Origin of the sequence: Mobiluncus curtisii subsp. curtisii ATCC 35241, from assembly GCF_000146285.1 — a bacterium.
Classification (GTDB): Bacteria; Actinomycetota; Actinomycetes; order Actinomycetales; family Actinomycetaceae; genus Mobiluncus; species Mobiluncus curtisii.
On the sequence record NZ_GL385912.1, the window covers coordinates 1,434,742 to 1,452,510 of the forward strand.

Below are 17,769 nucleotides of genomic sequence, written 5' to 3' on the forward strand. Positions count from 1 at the left end.
TTATTTCAGGCAGTAAACCTCACCCGGCTGCTGTTTATTCGCTGCGGACAGACGGAGCCGTAAGGGAGCTCGAACGTGGCGCACGAAGCGTGCCGCGGAGGCGAGAAACACGTCGCGGAATTGACTTAAACGGTGACGGTATCCTGCCATATCGTTGCCGGTTGCGCGATGTGTTAGGTCGCAGGGAACTTCTTGCACCGAGTAGCCCTTAACCAAAAGGTCGATGGTCATGCCGGTTTCCACACCCCACTTATGGGCTAAGGGTAGGCAATCGAAAAAGGCTTCTGCGTTTAGGCAACGTTGTCCGGACAGTGGTTGGAGTGGCTCCCATCCCGTCGCCCAGCGAATAGCTCGACGCGATAAACCAGTCACAAAACCGTGACCGCCGGCACCGGCTTGGCGGGGCAGGGCAGCTATGGCGCAATCCGTACGCCCCTGCATCACGGCCTCGACCAGAGGAAAAGTCTGGGCGGCAGAATCTCCCAAGTCCGCGTCCAGGAACAGAATGAGTCGTCTCGGTCCATCCTCAGGGTCACGCATAGCCACGACCTTTGCGCCGGTTTCCATAGCGCTAGCCTTACCGCGGTTGACAGAATGGCGTACCACGACAGCACCGGCGCTGCGAGCAGCTTCACCCGTGTTGTCGGTAGACCCGTCATCAATTACGACAAATAAATCCGCTCGTGGTAGTGCCTTGGAGGCGCGAATTGTAGCGCCAATCGAATCGCCTTCGTCCTTGGCGGGGATAACCACCGCGACTTTCTGGTCCGGATGGGGAACGGCTGCGGCGGAGTTCTCGCTGTTTTCCATGTCAGTTTCAGGCACGTGTGCAATTTTAAGTCCTAATTTAGCCAAATGCGAGCTTTTAACACCCGAAGTTTATGGATTTTGCCAGCTAAATTCCCCTCTCAGTACGAAAATAATGAAACAATAAGGCTATGCATGCACGAGCTGGAAAACTTGCCAAACCGGAAGATCTCATCAATGTTGATGAAGTTATTGGTGCTTACTATGACCTGGAACCCGATGTAAACGAGCCTGCGCAGGCGGTCTCATTCGGAACTTCGGGTCATCGTGGATCATCTCTGGACCGCGCTTTTAACGAGGCTCATATCGTCGCTACCACGGCTGCGATTGTTGAATACCGTCAATCGCAAGGTTATGACGGTCCTCTGTTTATCGGTCGCGATACGCACGCACTGTCCGAGCCAGCATGGCGTACCGCTCTGGAAGTGCTCGCGGGTATGGAAGTGCGCACGCTCACGGATGCGCGCGATTCATTTACTCCTACGCCCTCCGTGTCTCACGCTATTCTCAAGGCTAATGGGGCGGGTACTCCGGGAGGAGTGCGGCTTACGGGTGCTGGTTTGGCTGACGGCATCGTCGTTACCCCCTCGCACAATCCACCTCGTGATGGTGGCTTTAAATACAATCCGCCCAGCGGGGGACCTGCCGATTCAGCCGCGACTTCCTGGATTGCTAATCGTGCCAACGAGATTTTGCGCCAAGGGTGGCGTTCCGTACCGAGGAACCCGCATCCTGAACAATCGGATTTCATCGGGAAAACAGATTTTCTGCCGTCGTACGTTGACTCATTAATTGACGTGGTTGACGTGGAGGCAATTCGGTCCGCCGGAATTCGTATCGGGGCTGACCCCCTGGGTGGCGCTTCGGTAGACTACTGGGCTGCCATTGCTGAACGCTACGGATTGAACCTGACGGTAGTGAACGAAAAGGTCGATCCGCGCTGGTCATTCATGACTTTGGACTGGGACGGCAAGATTCGGATGGATTGTTCTTCGCCTTATGCGATGGCTTCACTGCGTCGGGTGATGGAGGGCGGCTCGGCTCCTTACGATATTGCGACTGGAAATGACGCCGATTCTGACCGTCATGGCATCGTCACTGCCGACGGTCTGATGAATCCGAATCACTATTTAGCGGTGGCAATTGAGTATCTGTTTACGCACCGTCCCCACTGGGCGCAAGGCTGTGCCGTGGGTAAAACTCTGGTGTCCTCGGCATTAATCGACCGAGTAGTTGCCGATATGGGACGCAAACTTGTCGAGGTTCCCGTCGGTTTCAAGCATTTTGTGCCGGGATTGTTGAATGGAACCATTGGTTTCGGCGGTGAAGAGTCTGCTGGCGCATCTTTCCTACGCAAAGACGGTACGGTGTGGACCACGGATAAGGACGGCCTGATTGCCGCTCTGTTGGCATCCGAAATTCTTGCAGTCACCGGTAAGACTCCTAGCGTTCTGCACCAAGAACAGGTTGCTCGGTTTGGTGCCTCTGCCTATGAGCGGGTTGACGCTCCCGCCACCAAGGCGGAAAAAGCTAAACTCGCGGCGTTGGCGCCGGAAGACGTTGCGGCTTCGACCTTGGGCGGGGAACCGATTGTAGACCGTTTGGTAAAAGCTCCGGGCAACCACGCACCTATCGGCGGGCTGAAAGTCACCACCGAGAACGCCTGGTTTGCCGCGCGACCCTCCGGCACCGAAGATATTTATAAGATTTATGCCGAATCCTTTAAGGGTCCCGAGCATCTGCAGACTATTCAGGAAGAAGCAAAACAGGTAGTCGCCCAAGCTCTGGCGAAGTAAGCCGTATTTCGGTGCGATTACCTAACATTTCGCGAGGGCAGAGAGTAGCGCGGCTTTTTCCGGGGCGGTAACCGTCAGGTTCCATCGGTACTTGATGTCGATTTGCTGGCGGGCATAGGCGCAACGAAAGTTACGGTTTGATGGCATCCAGGCATCAGCCGAGGCGTCGGATTTCTGTTGGTTCGCCGGTCCGTCTGCAGCTAGAAGTACGCTCGGATCGTTCGCGTAAGCCTCCCGCTGTGCTTTCGTCCAAGCCCAAGCCCCGGACTTCCACGCATTGCCCAACGCTACCACGTGGTCAATCTGAACTTTACGTCCCGGTGGCGTCTCAAATTGCATAGTTTTGCCGGTGTAGGGATCGTGGAAGGTTCCTCCGGTGAGTCGGCAAGGCTTGGCGCTATCGTCAAAACGCGGGGATTGAAAATCTCGAGCCAAAATGTCCGCTCTGGTATCACAACCGTTGCCGTCGGGATCCATCCATCCAGCTCCGAACAAATCTCGCTGATACCCATCGGGGCCTGCGTCTTTACGAACCTTCAGGGCACACAGTTCATGCAGAGAACCGCCGATAGTAGTGCCGTTGGTGGAACTGGAGGGGCAGCGTAACCCGGGGGTGGGAAAATTTGCCAGATTCGGACCTGCTCCAGGCCAGAGTGCCCACCAAACCAGTGCCGCGCAGCCAATCAAGACAAAGTCGCCTACACTAGCTCGGCGTATCGGCTTTGATGACTCGAAATTAGAGAAAGCGCTCACTTCTCAAGTGTGGTGCCGGAGTCACCGTTATCGCTATCCTTTTCGGTTTCACCTGTGGAAAACTTGTTTTTCCACAACTTCTTTGTCTTAGCATCTGGATATTCCCCACGGGCAAGTTGGCGGGCTCGTTGCGCTGCTTTCCACTGCTGGTGCGTCATGGAAATCGTCCACTCGTGAGTTTCAGGAAGCACCCAGCGCCGCCAGGAAGCCAAAACCGTGAGGATGGAACCAACCAAAATCGCTGCCACCAAGCCGGTCATGGGGTAGCCAAGTTTATAGAAAGCGGCATCTGCGCTCGCAGCGAGGATTGCCGGAATGGCATAAAGGCTGCTCCCTCCAAAAACCATCGGCACATTGCCTGCGGCGATGTCACGTATCATCCCTCCGCCGATGGCGGTGATGACGCCCATCAGGATGGATGGAATCACATCGAATCCCAAGCTCAGTGCTTTTTGAGTGCCGGTGCCAGCCCAAATCCCCAGCACCAAGCCATCAAACAAAAGGAGGGTCCGACGTGACCACTTGCCATCAAATTTCCACAACCCTGCCACTAACGCTCCAGCCAAAGCCATAGTCAGATAAAATTTGTCGGTCAGGGCGACCGGAGGGGCATTATTCAGCATGAGGTCGCGGACGATGCCACCACCCAGCGCGGAAACAACCGCCAATACTCCGAATCCAACCAGGTCAAAATGCTTTTGACGAGCTAGTCTGCCTCCGAGGATGCCATTGAGTAAAACGCCGGTAATGTCTAGAGCTCGAAACATGTCGGGCAAGAGACTGCTGAAGGAAATTTGCGCTAATACAGTATTAGTCATGGGAAACAGAACAACGCTGCAGGGAAATACGGCACTTAGCATCCCAGCATTTTACCCGAGACGCGACGAAAGTTTTTCTAATAACCGCCAACATTACGAATCTAGGCTGCTGAGTTACGAAAAACGTGTTTCTTAATCTGATATCGGTTCGATAAACCGGGAGTCGACCGAACTTACAAAGACAATGCGCCGCCCGCGGCGAGACCTAAGAGATAAGTGACGACGGCGGCGCCTATACCGATAGCAGCTTGTCGCAAGGCTCGCAAAAACGGCGGTTTGCCGGACAGAATACCGATGGTCCCGCCAATCATCAACAGAATGAGTCCAACCAGGATGACCGCGGCGCAAATGGCGGGAATTCCGCCGAATCCCAGGAGAAAAGGAATCAAGGGTACGAACGCCCCGAGAGTGAATGCCAGGAAAGAGGACACGGCTGCCTGAGAACCGGAGCCAATGGCTTCCAGCTCGCTAGTGGGAGCATTATCAAAGGCTAATGCGAAAGCATTGTCAGCTATCTCTGTGGGGCTATCGGTTGACGTTTTTGACGCACAAGGGGTGGTCGTGTCGTTTCCTGCCGAAGTTTTTTGGTCCGGGGATTCGTCTCCTTGACCAAGGTCCTCTGGGTGGTCGGGAGAAACTGCTTTAGCTTGCGTGCGTGACTGCAGCTGTGCGTCAATGGTTTCCAACGCTAAAACCGCGTGTATGGCAGCGTCTTCGGGATTTTCACCACGAGCCATGAACAGAAGTTTTAGCTCATTAGCAGCACGATCCAACATGGGCAGACGTTGTTTCACATCTGGGTTGGGTAGTGAAGATTCCAATAACTCGCGTTGAGATGTGATGGAAATGAATTCACCCGCACCCATTGACAGAGCTCCTGCCACCAATCCCGTCAGTCCCGTGACCAAGACTATTGATACCGGTACGCCCGTACCCGCAATACCCGCCACGAGAGCGAGATTGGAAACTAACCCATCGTTGATTCCGAAAACCATAGCGCGAGCTCGCCCGGAAAAACGGGCTCGGGAGCGGGCTGCTAAAGCGCGCACCACCTCGGAATGTAGATGCTCGTCCGCTGCCATTTGCGGGGTGGCGTCCGCATCGACATCGTAAGTGCCACGTTCTTCGGAACGCTGCATCATCGCCAAGACGAAAATCGATCCGATTTTGATTGCCAGCTCTTGCAACAGCCTAATGTACCAAGGACTGTGTGGGGCAGGCTCAGCGTAGGGACCGAGATGTGCCAGCCAGTAATTCTCATGACGCTTTTCGGCATCTGCCAGCTCTAACAGAATCTCGCGATTCATACCGTAGCGTTTTTTAGCGATGGCACGGTAGATTTTAGCTTCGTCACGTTCCTCGGCGAGATAGCGCCGCCAGCGCTTAATTTGTTCCGGCGTGGGGTCGGGGAGGCTGTGTGCGTTCATGTACTGTGTTAGTCTCTCCACCGGCTCGGGCTAGGCGACAATCTTTCCATCAATAATGACATGCCCGTCTTTATCTCGGGTAACACCGTCTCTATCAGTTGATGTAGTTGACGAGTGAGGAGAGCGACTCGCGGTTCCCTCAGCATTGGCAAACCCTGCCCAAGAGGCGTTTCCTCCCGCATTTAGCTGGCTTTTAAGGTTTTCTGCCAACTTGTCGACGAGTTTAGCTCCCTGCGTGCGCAAGATGTCGTTTAATTTTTCTGCGGCTATCTTGCGGGCGTCCGTGACACTTTCGGAATTAGCAATTTTGGCTGCAAAGCCTTTCACGTTGCTGAATTGCTTTTCATTCATCCGCAATGCCAGTGCGGCTCCAGCCCCCAAACCAGCCAGAAACAGCCACTTGCCTTCAGACATTGCACACACCTCCGAAAAACTTCGCGCAACAATTCTACTGTTTGCCAACCCTTCGCGCCAAAGCTAGATTGGAAGGGAAGTGGCTTTTCCGGCACGAGACAGTACATCAGCTACGAAAGCAGAAGCCACTGTGGTCTTGCCCTGGGTCAGAGCGCTAGCCAAATCAAGAGCTTCCAAAATCTTAGCCTGAGCTCCTGCCAAGCGAGTTTTGGCGACAAAATCTAAGTCCTCGCGCAGTGGCAGCGTGAGGGATTCCAAACCGAAATCCCCTGCGATTCCCACGACAACTTCTGATTGGCTGGGTAATTTAGCCCGCATCAACACCAGGGTTTCCAGGGCGGCTTCCAAATTGGTTCGCTCGCTGCTTTTGGCGTCAATAATTTTGCCGACTACGCGCTGACATGCCAGATATTTCAGCTGTTCACGACGTGGCTGGGTGCCGTTGAGAAGGTCTAGCGAGACGGTTTCGAATGCGCTGATAATCCCATGATTCTGGGAATGCAGGGTTCCGGGCAAAACACTTAATCCTGGATGCAGACCAGCGTCAGCGGCGTGTTGGGCAACCTGGATTAGTTGCGGATTCAGGTTTTCCCCCCGCACCTCGATTTCGATGCCGTACCAGCCGTTATCCGCCAAGCGTGACAGCAGTGTGGCACAAGTTTGGGGATTCTCCAGAACTTCCGGGGCGCTCACTTCGGCTCGCAAAGCCCTGCTCAGCTGGAGAGAAGCATCGTCCAAACAAAAAAACTCAGACCATGAATCTGGGTCAGTAACGGGAATTCTCACTCCGATTTCGCCGCGTTGAGCAGGCACTCCGAGCTGCAGTTCCAAGCGTAGGGCAGTGGCAAAAGCGGAGCTAACATACACGGTGTCGCCCAAGGTTTGACTCAAAAGTTTGGCATTTTGCCACGGCAGAATAGGCACCTGAACCGGGAGGAATTGGGAAAAATCCGAGGCGGGAACGAGTGGTGCGCGCAAGCTGGCGGCATCGGATGGTTCCGGGGGGTGGTTCGGCGTCGAGTTACTCACGCCTCTATTCTCTCGCATTCAAGGGCTGTTGCGGAGTAACCCGGAAAGGTTGCCCGCTGTTAGGTGAAGTTTGCGTCGTCCTTGCCTAAAATGAGTGAGTTATGTCCCTAGAGTTGTCCTATCCTTCCGATTTGCCCCTTAGCGAGGCTCGACCGCGGATTCTGGCTGCACTGCGCCAGCACCAAGTCGTCGTTATCAGCGGGGCCACCGGGAGCGGTAAGACCACACAATTGCCGAAAATGTGCCTGGAGGTCGGCAGGGGCACGCGGGGCATGATTGGGCACACTCAGCCTCGCCGTCTGGCAGCCCGGACTGTAGCTTCGCGAATTGCCTCTGAATTGGGTCAATCACTAGGCTCCACGGTCGGCTACCAGGTGCGGTTTCGCCAAACCTTGGGTCCCGAGACGCAAATTAAACTGATGACTGACGGGATTTTACTGGCAGAAATCAGCCACGATCCGCTGCTGAAACAATACGACGCACTGATTATTGACGAAGCTCACGAAAGGTCTTTGAACATTGACTTTATCCTGGGCTATTTGCAGCGCCTAGTAGTGAAACGCCCTGATCTGTTGGTGATTATTACTTCTGCCACCATTGATTCCGAACGCTTCGCCACGGCTTTTGGTCCGGATACCCCCATTATTGAAGTTGCGGGTCGAACGTATCCGGTAGAAGTCAGGTACCGTCCATTGGTTGACATAGATGACGGTGAATCGGGTGCGGGTGACGACTCTGAAGAGACTTCCGTGATAACGGAACCCGGGGAGATTGACCAAGTTACCGGCATCTTGCGCGCCGTGGATGAACTTTGCCGGGAAGGTCCGGGCGATATTTTGGTGTTTTTAGCGGGAGAGCGTGATATTCGCGACACTGCCCAAGCCCTGCAGGGACATTTGGGGCGCCGTTACGTGGCTCCCGGTCAACGGACCTCAGTTCCGGGAGCGGTAGAAGTATTACCGCTCTATTCTCGGCTCAGCGAGACGGGGCAAAAGCGCGTTTTTGCCCCGCATCCATATCGGCGGGTCGTTCTCGCCACGAATGTGGCTGAAACCTCTTTAACCGTTCCGGGCATAATTTACGTGGTTGACCCTGGTGTGGCGCGAATTTCTCGATATTCAAACAAGACTCGCGTGCAGCGTCTGCCTATTGAACCCATTTCGCAAGCCTCTGCCAATCAACGGAAAGGGCGCTGCGGGCGAGTGGCTCCGGGGGTGTGCATACGCCTGTATTCCGAGGCGGATTTCTTGTCTCGTCCCGCTTACACCGAGCCTGAAATTCAGCGAACTTCCCTGTCCTCAGTGATTCTGCAGATGGCAGCCCTAGGATTGGGTGAAGTTGCGGATTTTCCTTTCCTGGATCCGCCCTCGCCCCGCTCCATTACGGATGGGGTGACGGAACTCAGCCAGCTGGGAGCGTTGGATACCCGCCAGAAGCCCGCTCGACTCACCCGTCTGGGGCGTAAACTTTCCCGATTCCCACTCGACCCGCGCTTGGCTCGCATCCTTGTCGAAGCGGATCATCTCGGAGTCATCGACCTCGCGGTCGTGGTTGTGGCGGCGTTGGCGATGCAAGACGTGCGGGAGCGACCCACAGAGCGCAAAACTGAGGCTGACCTCGCTCACGCTCGTTTTGAAGACGAGCGTTCGGATTTCTTAGGTTATCTGAAACTCTGGAGTTACCTGCAAGACCGCATCGAGATGCTGTCTGCCAGCGCATTCCGCCGGTTGTGCAGCCGGGAGTTCTTTCATTTTCTCCGGGTACGCGAGTGGATTGACCTGGTGGCGGAACTTCGTGGAATGTGCCGTGAAGTTGGGATAAAAACTCAAGAAATCACAGAAATAAACCTTGACCAGGTTGACGTTGAGAGACTCCATCAAGCCATTTTGAGTGGAATGCTCACCCAAATTGGATTCTGGTCAGAGACGAAACGGGAATATCGTGGGGCACACGGAACCCGATTCGTGGTCTGGCCGGGTTCGGGGTTGAGTCGTAAGCACTACGACTGGGTTATGGCTGCTGAGTTGGTGGAAACATCGCGACTGTTTGCCCGGACAGTGGCAAAAGTTGAACCCGAGTGGATTGAACGGGCGGGACGCTACCTGTTGACACGGACATATTTTGATTCGTACTGGTCCACACGTTTTGGATGCGCCATGATTCACGAGCGCGTCAGCCTGTTTGGGATGGTTCTCAGTGCGGATCGTTCCCTCCCGTTAGCGTCTTTGCGCGATACTGTGGTGGAAGGGACGCCGGCCCGGGCTCTGGCGCGGGAATTGTTTATTCGTCATGGAATTGTGCGCGGGGAATGGCGTTCTGTCTATCCATTTAGACAGGAAAATCAACGCCGATTAGAGATGGCTGCCGAAGCGCGACGGCGACGCCAAATTCCTGGCGAAGTCGATCCTTATTCCTTGGAAAAATGGCTGGAGACGCGCATTGACCCCGCCGTTACCTCCGGAGCTACTTTCGAGGCGTGGTGGAAAGATCAGCGCCTTAAGCATCCCGATTGGTTGGAATACCCTTGGGATTTATTGGTCCCAGATAACGGCGAAAATGCCGAACAATTCCCCGATTTTTGGCAAGCCGGTGAGCACCTGTTGCCACTGGCATACACGTTTTCGGGCAAACGCGGACCGACCCCAGAAGTGGCTAATCGCCGCAACGCGTCCGGTTCAAAAGGGAAAAAATCACCGAAAACTACTGAACGCGAGATTGACACGGTTGACCTTCCAGAGGGAGTCACCATCATCATTGACGAGGCAATCTTAGAGTCTGTAAATTCCCAAGGCTTCGATTGGCCGATTCCCGGAGCCCTGCGAGATTACCTTTTGGCCTGCGTCAAAGCCCTGCCTAAAGCTGTGCGGAAGTACGTGGTGCCCGCGGCAAACTTTGTGGATGAAATCTTGCCCCGCTTTGAGCAGTTTGTAAACGAGCCACTTCAGGAACGACCCATCTTTGACGAAATCTTTGCCCAGGGCGTAACCGCGTTCCGCCACGTCGATCTAACCGAAACGGACTTGGTCGCCATGCATGCAGCTATGGAAGAAAGCCAGCGAAACCATTTCGCGATTGTGGGTCGCGGTGGAAAAGTTCTGGCATTGGGGGATGATTTTCAAGCTCTCCGTGACCGTTTAATTGTGAAAACCACGCAAGAACAAGGCAAAGTCTGGGCGCAACAGGAAGCCGAAAAAGCCAAAGTTGAGCGACCCAGAGATTTTGCCCAGCAGCTCAGTCAAACGCTGTGCCTCACGGAGACGCGAGTGTCGACTCGGTGGCGAGGGGCAGAAGCGGCGGCGCTAGCAGCGTCTCCCTACCCCTCCACTTCTGCCTTGATTGCTGCGGCGCAAAGCGCGGCGGGTCGAGCTCTGGTGGAAGAATACCTGGCGGAAGGGCATCCTCTCACCGACGATACCGACCTAGCCAAGCTGCGAGAATGGGCTATTGACCGCTACGAGGACCAGGTTTATCGAATTCTGCAAGCAGTTGCGTCCGCGATGCAAGCGCAAGGTGAACTTGAACAGCAGTTAAGAAATGCTACGGGTCCCTCTCTAACTGCCACAAAAGCAGATATTGTAAACCATGTAAACCAATTGGTTGGCGGTGACTTCCTGGCGAGGACCTCTGCCAAATGGTTGCCTCAGCTGGCGCGTTATCTGCGCGCGGATACTTTGCGACTGGACAAAGCTCGACGTAACTCCGCAGGTGATACCCAGTTAGCGGCGCGTTTTGCAGAAGTCACCACGGCCTTTGACGCGGCGGCGACGGCAGTGAAGGCGCGACCCTTTAACGCTGATACACATCGCCGTTTACAGGAACTGCGTTGGCTGCTGGAGGAGTACCGGGTCCAGACTTTTGCGCAGCAACTGGGCACCATTGAAAAAGTCTCTGCCAAACGTATAAATAAGCAAATCTCGGCTCTTAAATAAGCAAATCATCCCACCCTGCCCCAGATTAAAAAGAGTGCATCATTAATTCTATAAATGCTTACTACCTGCACCAAGAGGCTTATCTAACGACGTGAATCCCCGAACCATCCTTTGAATAGGCTGTAAAAATTAGCGTTTCCGTAACTGGAACATTCCCCAGGGTTTCCGCTCAGCAAATCAGCATCTGGCTGATACGGCGTGTAGTTGTACAACGCCGCAGTAGCCTGATTAGCCAAAACCACCGGAGCTGAGCCGCAGCTCGCTTGCGGGGAGTAAGGAATATCATTGGTTATCCCGGCGTGGAAAGGAAATTGCGCGGGGTTTTGCCGATACCGCTGAAACTGCGCCGCAGCGTAATAAACCTGAGTCCCGAAACCGAAATATTGCGGGTCGCAATCCGCGCCATCGGGGCAAGCAAATCCTGTTGCTACCTCGTAGCTGCGCGGGGACAATCTTTCGTCAGACGCGGTCAGCAGCCCTTGTTCCTTTTGTAACAAGACCAGCAGTACTTGGGGATTGATTTTGCATGATTGGGCGGTTTTATAAATGATTGCTCCCGCTGATTCCCCAGGTGCTCCTTGATAGCCTTCGCAGCGTGGGGAAGCGGGAATGTCCATAGTGTCCTCGGTGTAGTCCGCTAGGCAGGGAGCGGAAAGACTCACACACCCGGCGTTCTGGTTGCGGATAAAGTTCTCTATGTCCGCTTGGGTCATGGATTGATAATCATAGAAAACGGTGTCGGAGATGATGTTTCCAGGGTCAAAGCCAGACAGATTCAGCGCAGGAGCTACCGGTCCAGTCGCCGTTGGGGTAGTCGGTTGCGCCGTATTGGCAAAGAAATGAATTCCCGCTGCCGTCAGGGCACCGCCCAAACCGAGCGCAATCAGGGCTATTCCCAAGATTGCTAACAGAGCGCGAAAGGCTCCACCTTTGCGTGGTTTTACCGGTACATAAGTGCTTGTGGGCGGGTAACTCCTCAGGGAGTGACGCGAGGGCATTCTTGCGGACACCTCATCATCGTAACCTACCTGCCGGGATGGAGCGCGGGGAGGGGCTGTTAGACTGAGAGTTAGCGAATTCATTTCGATTGAAGCGAACCGAGGATACACATGGTCCAGACTTTCTCCGGCACCCTAGATGAATTGCTCAGCGATTTGGCTACGGAACTAAAAGATTTGTCTGATAACGGACGTGTCTTGCGGATGGTGGGCTTCACCGGCGCTCCTGGAGTCGGAAAGTCTGAAGCCGTTACCAGATTGACGCAGCTGCTGAACGGATACGTCAGGGGTACGCAACCCCTGCTAGCAGGCATTATTCCGATGGATGGATTCCACAAGTCAAACGAAGTCTTGCAAGCAGAGGGTCTCAGTGAATATAAGGGGCGTCCGGATACCTTTGATGTGGTGGGCTACCTGATGGCTTTGGATCGGGCTCACGATGCCAAAACGGTCGTGTACGCGCCCGGATATGACCGTCAACTAGGTCAGGCTGTCGCGGCGCGTTACAAAGTAGAGCGAGAAGGTGTGGTGCTTACGGAAGGTAACTACTTGGCGCTGCAAGACGGAGCATGGTCCTTGGTCCGGGAGGCAATTGACCTGCTGATTTATTTGGATGTGCCGCCGGAAGTGACACAGACCCGCTTGGTTGCTCGGCATACGCAGCACGGCAGAACACCGGAACAGGCGCTCGCGTGGGTACGGCGAGTTGACGAACCAAACCGGCTGTTGGTTCAGAGCTCGAAAGCGCGAGCAGACCGCGTCTGGAACCTGTCCGAATGAGTGAACCAGGTTAACTAATTACAGCATGATTGGTTAGTGTAAACCTGACTTAGTAGCAGCTACCACAGCGTCAACCGTATCGGGGTGCACCGCTCCCAAACCGCCCAGAGCGATAATCGTGTTGGGATGCAAGCTGCCCAGATAGTTCGCTACCGGAGCGGGAGCTTGGTTGGTGCGGGAGGGCACCAGCAAAACTGGACCATCTCGCAAAGCCCCAGCCACCAAAGCATCGGCGAAATTATCGCCGCGAGCAATGTAAGCCACGTAATTACTCGAAATTGGTGAACCTCCCTTGTCCTGCCGTGCTATCGCGGGATAAGCGTAAGCCGCTATAGTCGCAGCGGTGCCGTAGCGATCCGCCCCTGCCAGGCGAGAGACGCTAGCTCCCGATTCTGCTGCGATGGTAGTCAAAGCTTCCTGCGGGAGTGCGCCGGGTCCACCCAAGCCAACCACTTCGGAAATATGCAGGTCAGATACTTCAGAAGCGACGTACTTCCACGTTTCGGGGTCGCGCGGGTTGACCATCAACACCGGTCCATCGCTCAGAGTACCCCCCACGACTGCATCGGGAGAACCGGTACCGTCGCTGCCCACACCATCGGCAATATAAATCCGTTTCGCACCTTGTGGGAATGCTTGGTGAGAGATTGCGATAGCCGTGGCGTAGCGATCTGGACCGTAAATCCGCGAAGTCTCACGTCCCTGTGCCGCAGCAGCCAGCACTTCGTCAGGAATCGCTCCAGGACCGCCTAAAGCCACTACCGTTTTAGCTTGCAGCCGGTTGATTTCTGAGGTGAGGGCAGCCGGGAGCGGACGGTCAACCGGAACCAGCAATACTGGTCCGTCAGTCAAAATACCGCCTGCTAGAGCATCAATAGGCTTATCGGAACGAGCCAGATAAACCCGATCAGAACCACCGGCAAAAGCCCGCGCAGAGATTCCCACGGCGGTCTCCGTGCGGTCAGCTCCCGAAATCCGCAGCGACGGAACCGCGCTGGCAGAACCAGTGGAACCGAACCAAGAGGTAAAGAAGCGGTAGAAATTGCGGTTTCCGTAGCTGGAACACTTGTCTCCCAGACCACCCCCAGCCGCTAGAGCCGCTGCATTCGGCGTGTACGGAGTGTAGTTGTACAGTCCTGCCGTTGCCTGGTTTTCAATGAAAACTGGGGTAGTTCCGCACTTGTAAGAGCCATCTGAGTTCCGCGATGGGTGATACAGCAGATTATTGACTCGCCCGGCGCGATGACGGAACTTTTCCGGGTGATGCTGGTAGTAGTGAAAACGGTGCGCCGCTCGATAAAGCTGGTTAAAGAACCCGTAGTACTGGGTGTTGCACGGAGCAGTGTCCGGACAACCGTACCCCATGGCCTTCTGGTAGTTCGACAGTTTCAAAGACTTTCCGGAACGAGTCAACAAGCCCTGTTCTTTTTGCAAGGTGACGAGAAGAACTTGCGGATTGACTTGGCAAGCCTGGGAAACTTTCCAGATAATCTGGGCGGCGCTTTCCCCTACGGCTCCTTGATAAGCTGCCGGGCAATAGGCGTCTGCGGGACGGTCCGGGGTGCTTTCCACATAGTCTTTCAAACAAACAACGGTGACAGGTTGAGGTTCACCATTAGGACCGGGAACGGTATCAACACCTGGCACGCAGGCGCGTCCTTGTGTGTTCAAGAACTGCTGAATCGCGTTGGGGTCCATAGTGTTGGGGTTGTAAAAAACTTCATCGGAAATAATCATTCCGGGGTTAAACCCTACGACCGCGGAGGTGGGCTCGGATTCCACCGTGGGGGTGGTGTCCGAATCCTGTCCGTATGCCGGACTCAAACCGGAACCGGCGAAAACCAGACCTGCCAGCGCGGAAACTGCTAAGCAGGTACCACCCAAAAGACGAAACAGGTGTCGTTCGCCGTGAAGTTTTTTCACTTTTGCCTCCCAGTGGAATCGAAAAAACAGACTCGCGACAACTAGGATACCTTTTCGCGCGGAAAACCTCACGAAAAGGTCTTGGATTTGACCATTCGGTCCGCTAGCTCCATGACATGATTCCAGGTGCCACGCAATTGACGCTGCGCCGCGGCGGAAGGCCAGATTCGTCCAGCGCGACGTTCTCGCGCTACCCATTGACAGTAATAAGCCACGGTAGCGCCCTTACCAGTGTCATGGCAGTGTGTTAAAAATTCGGCACCAGCACGCAGGTAAGTCTCATCGGTGAACTTTAGTGAGCCCCGCGAACGACCTCGTTTGGAGGTCATCAGTCCCATGTTGCGCAGTGCCTCGTTCCACGAGCCGCCACACCGCTTGGTGATGGTTTGGCAGGTCGGGGGCCAGCGCACCATGCCCTGCGAAGAATACACCCCCCGGCTGGTGATGTCCTGGGTACGCAGACGTTCATAGACCGCAGCGGGGATGGTGGTTTCCTGGTGATCGCGGGCACGCTTCTTTGCCAGCACGATACGCGGCCAGACCTCGTCAAAAGAGGGAAAAATATAGCTTTCCTTTTCCGCGCCGAGTTCTTTGTCTGTCGCCTGCTGGGTCTTAACGACTTCGCATTCGTCAGCCAACACCTGAGCCAGCTCAGTCTTCATTTGAGAATCAATCTTTAACTTGGCTGCCCAGTATTCAATCATATCGGCTGGGAACCGTTTCAGCTCACGGTCGATTTCGTCCTGATAACGCAGAGAAAGCACATACCACAGACCGGCTTCCACGGCCGCTTGGGACAAGATAATTTGGCGAGACAAGAATTACACCTCAATTGTATTGGAATTAGCCACTGTATTCTAGCAAATTTGAACGCTAGTCACAGAATAACATTCACAAAGTAAATGCACACCACTTCCGCAACGGCACGGGAATGGCTAATTACTAACAAGAATACTCTCAACCGTGATATTTCGTGGAGTTACTGTTAGATTCATTCTCGAAGAAAACTTAGAACTCCCAGTCCTCGTCCTCGGTTTCCTCAGCGGTACCAATCGCGTAGGACGATCCGGAACCGGAGAAGAAGTCGTGGTTTTCGTCGGCCGCGGGCGATAAAGCTGCCAAAATCGCGGGATTGACGTTGACTTGGTCCGCGGTGAACAGGGCTTCGTAACCCAAGTTCATTAAAGCCTTATTGGCGTTGTACTTGAGGAACTTCTTGACGTCCTCCGTCAGACCTAGCGGATCGTAGAGGGTCTCGGTGTACAGTTCTTCGTTGTCATACAGGTCCATCAGCAGGGAGAAGGTGTAGTCCTTCATCTCTTGGCGACGGGACTCGGATGACTCGCGCATCGCGAGCTGATACTTGTAACCGATGTAGTAGCCGTGAACTGCCTCGTCGCGGATGATGAGGCGGATGAGGTCAGCGGTGTTGGTCAGTTTCGCGTGAGCAGACCAGTACATGGGGGCATAAAAACCACTGTAGAACAGGAAAGATTCCAGCATGGTCGAGGCAACTTTGCGTTTTTCCGAATCATTGCCGTGGTAATAATCCAGCACGATATGTGCCTTTTTTTGGAGGTACTCGTTTTCCTCAGACCAACGGAAAGATTCTTTGATTTCCTCGGTGGACAGCAAGGTTGAGAAAACTGAAGAGTAGGACTTGGCGTGCACCGATTCCATGAACGCAATATTGGTGTAAACAGCTTCTTCGTGGGGAGTCCGAGAATCCGGAATTAGCGACACCGCGCCGACCGTGCCTTGGATGGTGTCCAGCAGGGTCAGACCGGTGAACACGCGGTTCGTCATGTTCTTTTCGTCTTCGTTCAAGGTCTTCCATGAGGGAATATCGTTAGATAGCGGAATCTTTTCTGGGAGCCAGAAATTGCCGGTCAGGCGATCCCACACCTCCAAATCTTTATCATCTTCGATGTCATTCCAGTTGATGGCTTGAACGGTTTTGGGAATCCCAATGACCACGAGTTTCTCCTTGAATTAAGTAGTATTTTTAGGTTTGCGCAAAGCGTGAAATATCACGCGAAACTGACTTTCCCAGTCTATCCTGTGGAACCGAGGTTTCAATTTCAGATACAAAAAACCGGGGGAAGACTAGGGTAGAAACAGCAGTAGACTAACTCAACGTTGAGGATGCACAGACAGACTAAAAATGTTTGAAGGCAAGAAATAGTGGAAGACTCAGATTTGATTCGCTTGGCTACTCAGCTGCCGGTGTCGCAGCTGGGAGATCAGTTGCTGCATCTGCAGCCCGGATCCAGGCTGGGTTTATATCTGCTGGAACTTTCTAACCAGTCGATTACCCCCGCGATGGTGGCGACCGCGGAACAAGCGTTAAACCGACCGCTAGCCTGGATTTTGTCCCAGTTGCGGAAAAGTTGCGCGGGTTTGGATATGCAGGATTTTGTGGAATTGGTGCAGCATCCCGGTCCGGATTTGTTGGACTTTGTGCTGTCCGGAGATGTCTCCCTCCCAGATCATTCCGATGACGCTGATTTGGCAGCAGGTGAGTATATTTCTTCCGCGGTTTCTCCACAATCGCCCCGTCGCGAACAGGATAATCTGGTACAGATTAAAGCCGCCCGACCTCATCCCTCGCTGGATGCGAACCATCTCCCCGATGAATTTGTGGATGCCCTGTCGAGCTCTTTGCAAGCCTATTTCCTCATGGCAGTGAAGTCGAAACTCATCAACTTAGTTGGTTCCCAAGTCATGCTTTCACTGATGGGTATCCGTCAGCTGCGGTCGCCACAGCCTATCTTGCCGATGGTGGCTTTCGCTTTGAGCGACAGTGACGAAGATGAATTTTTCCTTCGTCTCATAATTGGGGCTCTAGCTCAGGCTTTCGCCAGTTGCGACTGGGCAGAGTCGACTGACCCGCGAATGGTGGCAGTCGACCTGTTGCACGAGATGGGACAGGATGCGACTCCGGAGGCGGTGGGTGAAGCCGTGGAGGTATTCAATAATTTCCTGTTTTCAGCAGGCTGTTTGAACTCCCGTGGCGAGGTCGACCTGCGGGCGCACACTCCGATAGTGCTGTTGCAATACCTGGTTTCAGAGGCTCTCCAACCCAAGTAAGATAC

The 17,769-nt window shown here is 54.2% G+C and carries 14 protein-coding genes; 4 read left to right on the top strand and 10 right to left on the bottom strand.

What is annotated here, in order from left to right; all coding sequences use genetic code 11:
• Window positions 1–810, bottom strand: coding sequence for a glycosyltransferase family 2 protein (locus HMPREF0574_RS06260; RefSeq protein WP_004007876.1), 810 nt, complete (start codon window positions 808–810; stop codon window positions 1–3).
• A gap of 128 nt (window positions 811–938) precedes the next feature.
• Here HMPREF0574_RS06260 and pgm point away from each other — a divergent pair, with 128 nt between their 5' ends.
• Window positions 939–2,603, top strand: coding sequence for a phosphoglucomutase (alpha-D-glucose-1,6-bisphosphate-dependent) (gene pgm / locus HMPREF0574_RS06265; protein WP_004007877.1), 1,665 nt, complete (start codon window positions 939–941; stop codon window positions 2,601–2,603).
• A gap of 21 nt (window positions 2,604–2,624) precedes the next feature.
• On the opposite strand, the gene HMPREF0574_RS06270 is transcribed toward pgm, so the two are convergent.
• The 5 genes from HMPREF0574_RS06270 to HMPREF0574_RS06290 all read right to left on the bottom strand — a co-directional run bounded on the left by HMPREF0574_RS06270 (window position 2,625) and on the right by HMPREF0574_RS06290 (window position 7,044).
• Entirely contained in the window at window positions 2,625–3,356 is a 732-nt protein-coding gene (locus HMPREF0574_RS06270; protein WP_236585960.1) for an HNH endonuclease family protein, read from the bottom strand.
• Window positions 3,353–4,174 (bottom strand): trimeric intracellular cation channel family protein, encoded by an 822-nt coding sequence (locus HMPREF0574_RS06275; protein WP_004007879.1) that lies wholly within the window; start codon window positions 4,172–4,174, stop codon window positions 3,353–3,355. Before HMPREF0574_RS06275 ends, HMPREF0574_RS06270 begins: the two co-directional genes overlap by 4 nt.
• Before the next feature lie 173 nt (window positions 4,175–4,347).
• Complete coding sequence (locus tag HMPREF0574_RS06280; protein WP_004007880.1) at window positions 4,348–5,601, bottom strand: VIT1/CCC1 transporter family protein; 1,254 nt, start codon at window positions 5,599–5,601, stop codon at window positions 4,348–4,350.
• 30 nt (window positions 5,602–5,631) lie between these two features.
• A complete protein-coding gene (locus HMPREF0574_RS06285; RefSeq protein WP_004007881.1) occupies window positions 5,632–6,015 on the bottom strand; it encodes a hypothetical protein in 384 nt (127 codons plus the stop codon).
• Between the two features lie 63 nt (window positions 6,016–6,078).
• Window positions 6,079–7,044, bottom strand: a complete 966-nt coding sequence (locus tag HMPREF0574_RS06290; protein ID WP_236585959.1) for a hypothetical protein — start codon at window positions 7,042–7,044, stop codon at window positions 6,079–6,081.
• A 101-nt stretch (window positions 7,045–7,145) separates the two neighbouring features.
• Between HMPREF0574_RS06290 and hrpA the strand changes: the two genes are divergently transcribed.
• Window positions 7,146–10,973 (top strand): ATP-dependent RNA helicase HrpA, encoded by a 3,828-nt coding sequence (gene hrpA, locus HMPREF0574_RS06295; protein WP_004007883.1) that lies wholly within the window; start codon window positions 7,146–7,148, stop codon window positions 10,971–10,973.
• A gap of 83 nt (window positions 10,974–11,056) precedes the next feature.
• Here hrpA and HMPREF0574_RS06300 read toward each other — a convergent pair whose 3' ends face one another.
• A complete protein-coding gene (locus HMPREF0574_RS06300; RefSeq protein ID WP_236585958.1) occupies window positions 11,057–11,983 on the bottom strand; it encodes a hemagglutinin in 927 nt (308 codons plus the stop codon).
• Between the two features lie 99 nt (window positions 11,984–12,082).
• Here HMPREF0574_RS06300 and HMPREF0574_RS06305 point away from each other — a divergent pair, with 99 nt between their 5' ends.
• A complete protein-coding gene (locus tag HMPREF0574_RS06305) occupies window positions 12,083–12,751 on the top strand; it encodes a nucleoside/nucleotide kinase family protein (protein WP_004007885.1) in 669 nt (222 codons plus the stop codon).
• A 33-nt stretch (window positions 12,752–12,784) separates the two neighbouring features.
• Here the strand turns inward: HMPREF0574_RS06305 and HMPREF0574_RS06310 are convergent, their stop codons facing one another.
• The 3 genes from HMPREF0574_RS06310 to nrdF form a co-directional block, all read right to left on the bottom strand.
• The gene (locus HMPREF0574_RS06310; protein ID WP_004007886.1) at window positions 12,785–14,746 is read right to left on the bottom strand and encodes a cell wall-binding repeat-containing protein; all 1,962 of its coding nucleotides are present in this window, start codon (window positions 14,744–14,746) and stop codon (window positions 12,785–12,787) included.
• Entirely contained in the window at window positions 14,743–15,492 is a 750-nt protein-coding gene (locus HMPREF0574_RS06315; protein WP_004007887.1) for a hypothetical protein, read from the bottom strand. The genes HMPREF0574_RS06310 and HMPREF0574_RS06315 overlap by 4 nt, the downstream gene beginning before the upstream one ends.
• 190 nt (window positions 15,493–15,682) lie before the next feature.
• Entirely contained in the window at window positions 15,683–16,651 is a 969-nt protein-coding gene (gene nrdF / locus HMPREF0574_RS06320) for a class 1b ribonucleoside-diphosphate reductase subunit beta (RefSeq protein WP_004007888.1), read from the bottom strand.
• A gap of 207 nt (window positions 16,652–16,858) precedes the next feature.
• Here nrdF and HMPREF0574_RS06325 point away from each other — a divergent pair, with 207 nt between their 5' ends.
• Window positions 16,859–17,764, top strand: coding sequence for a hypothetical protein (locus HMPREF0574_RS06325; protein ID WP_004007889.1), 906 nt, complete (start codon window positions 16,859–16,861; stop codon window positions 17,762–17,764).
• Window positions 17,765–17,769 lie beyond the last annotated feature (5 nt).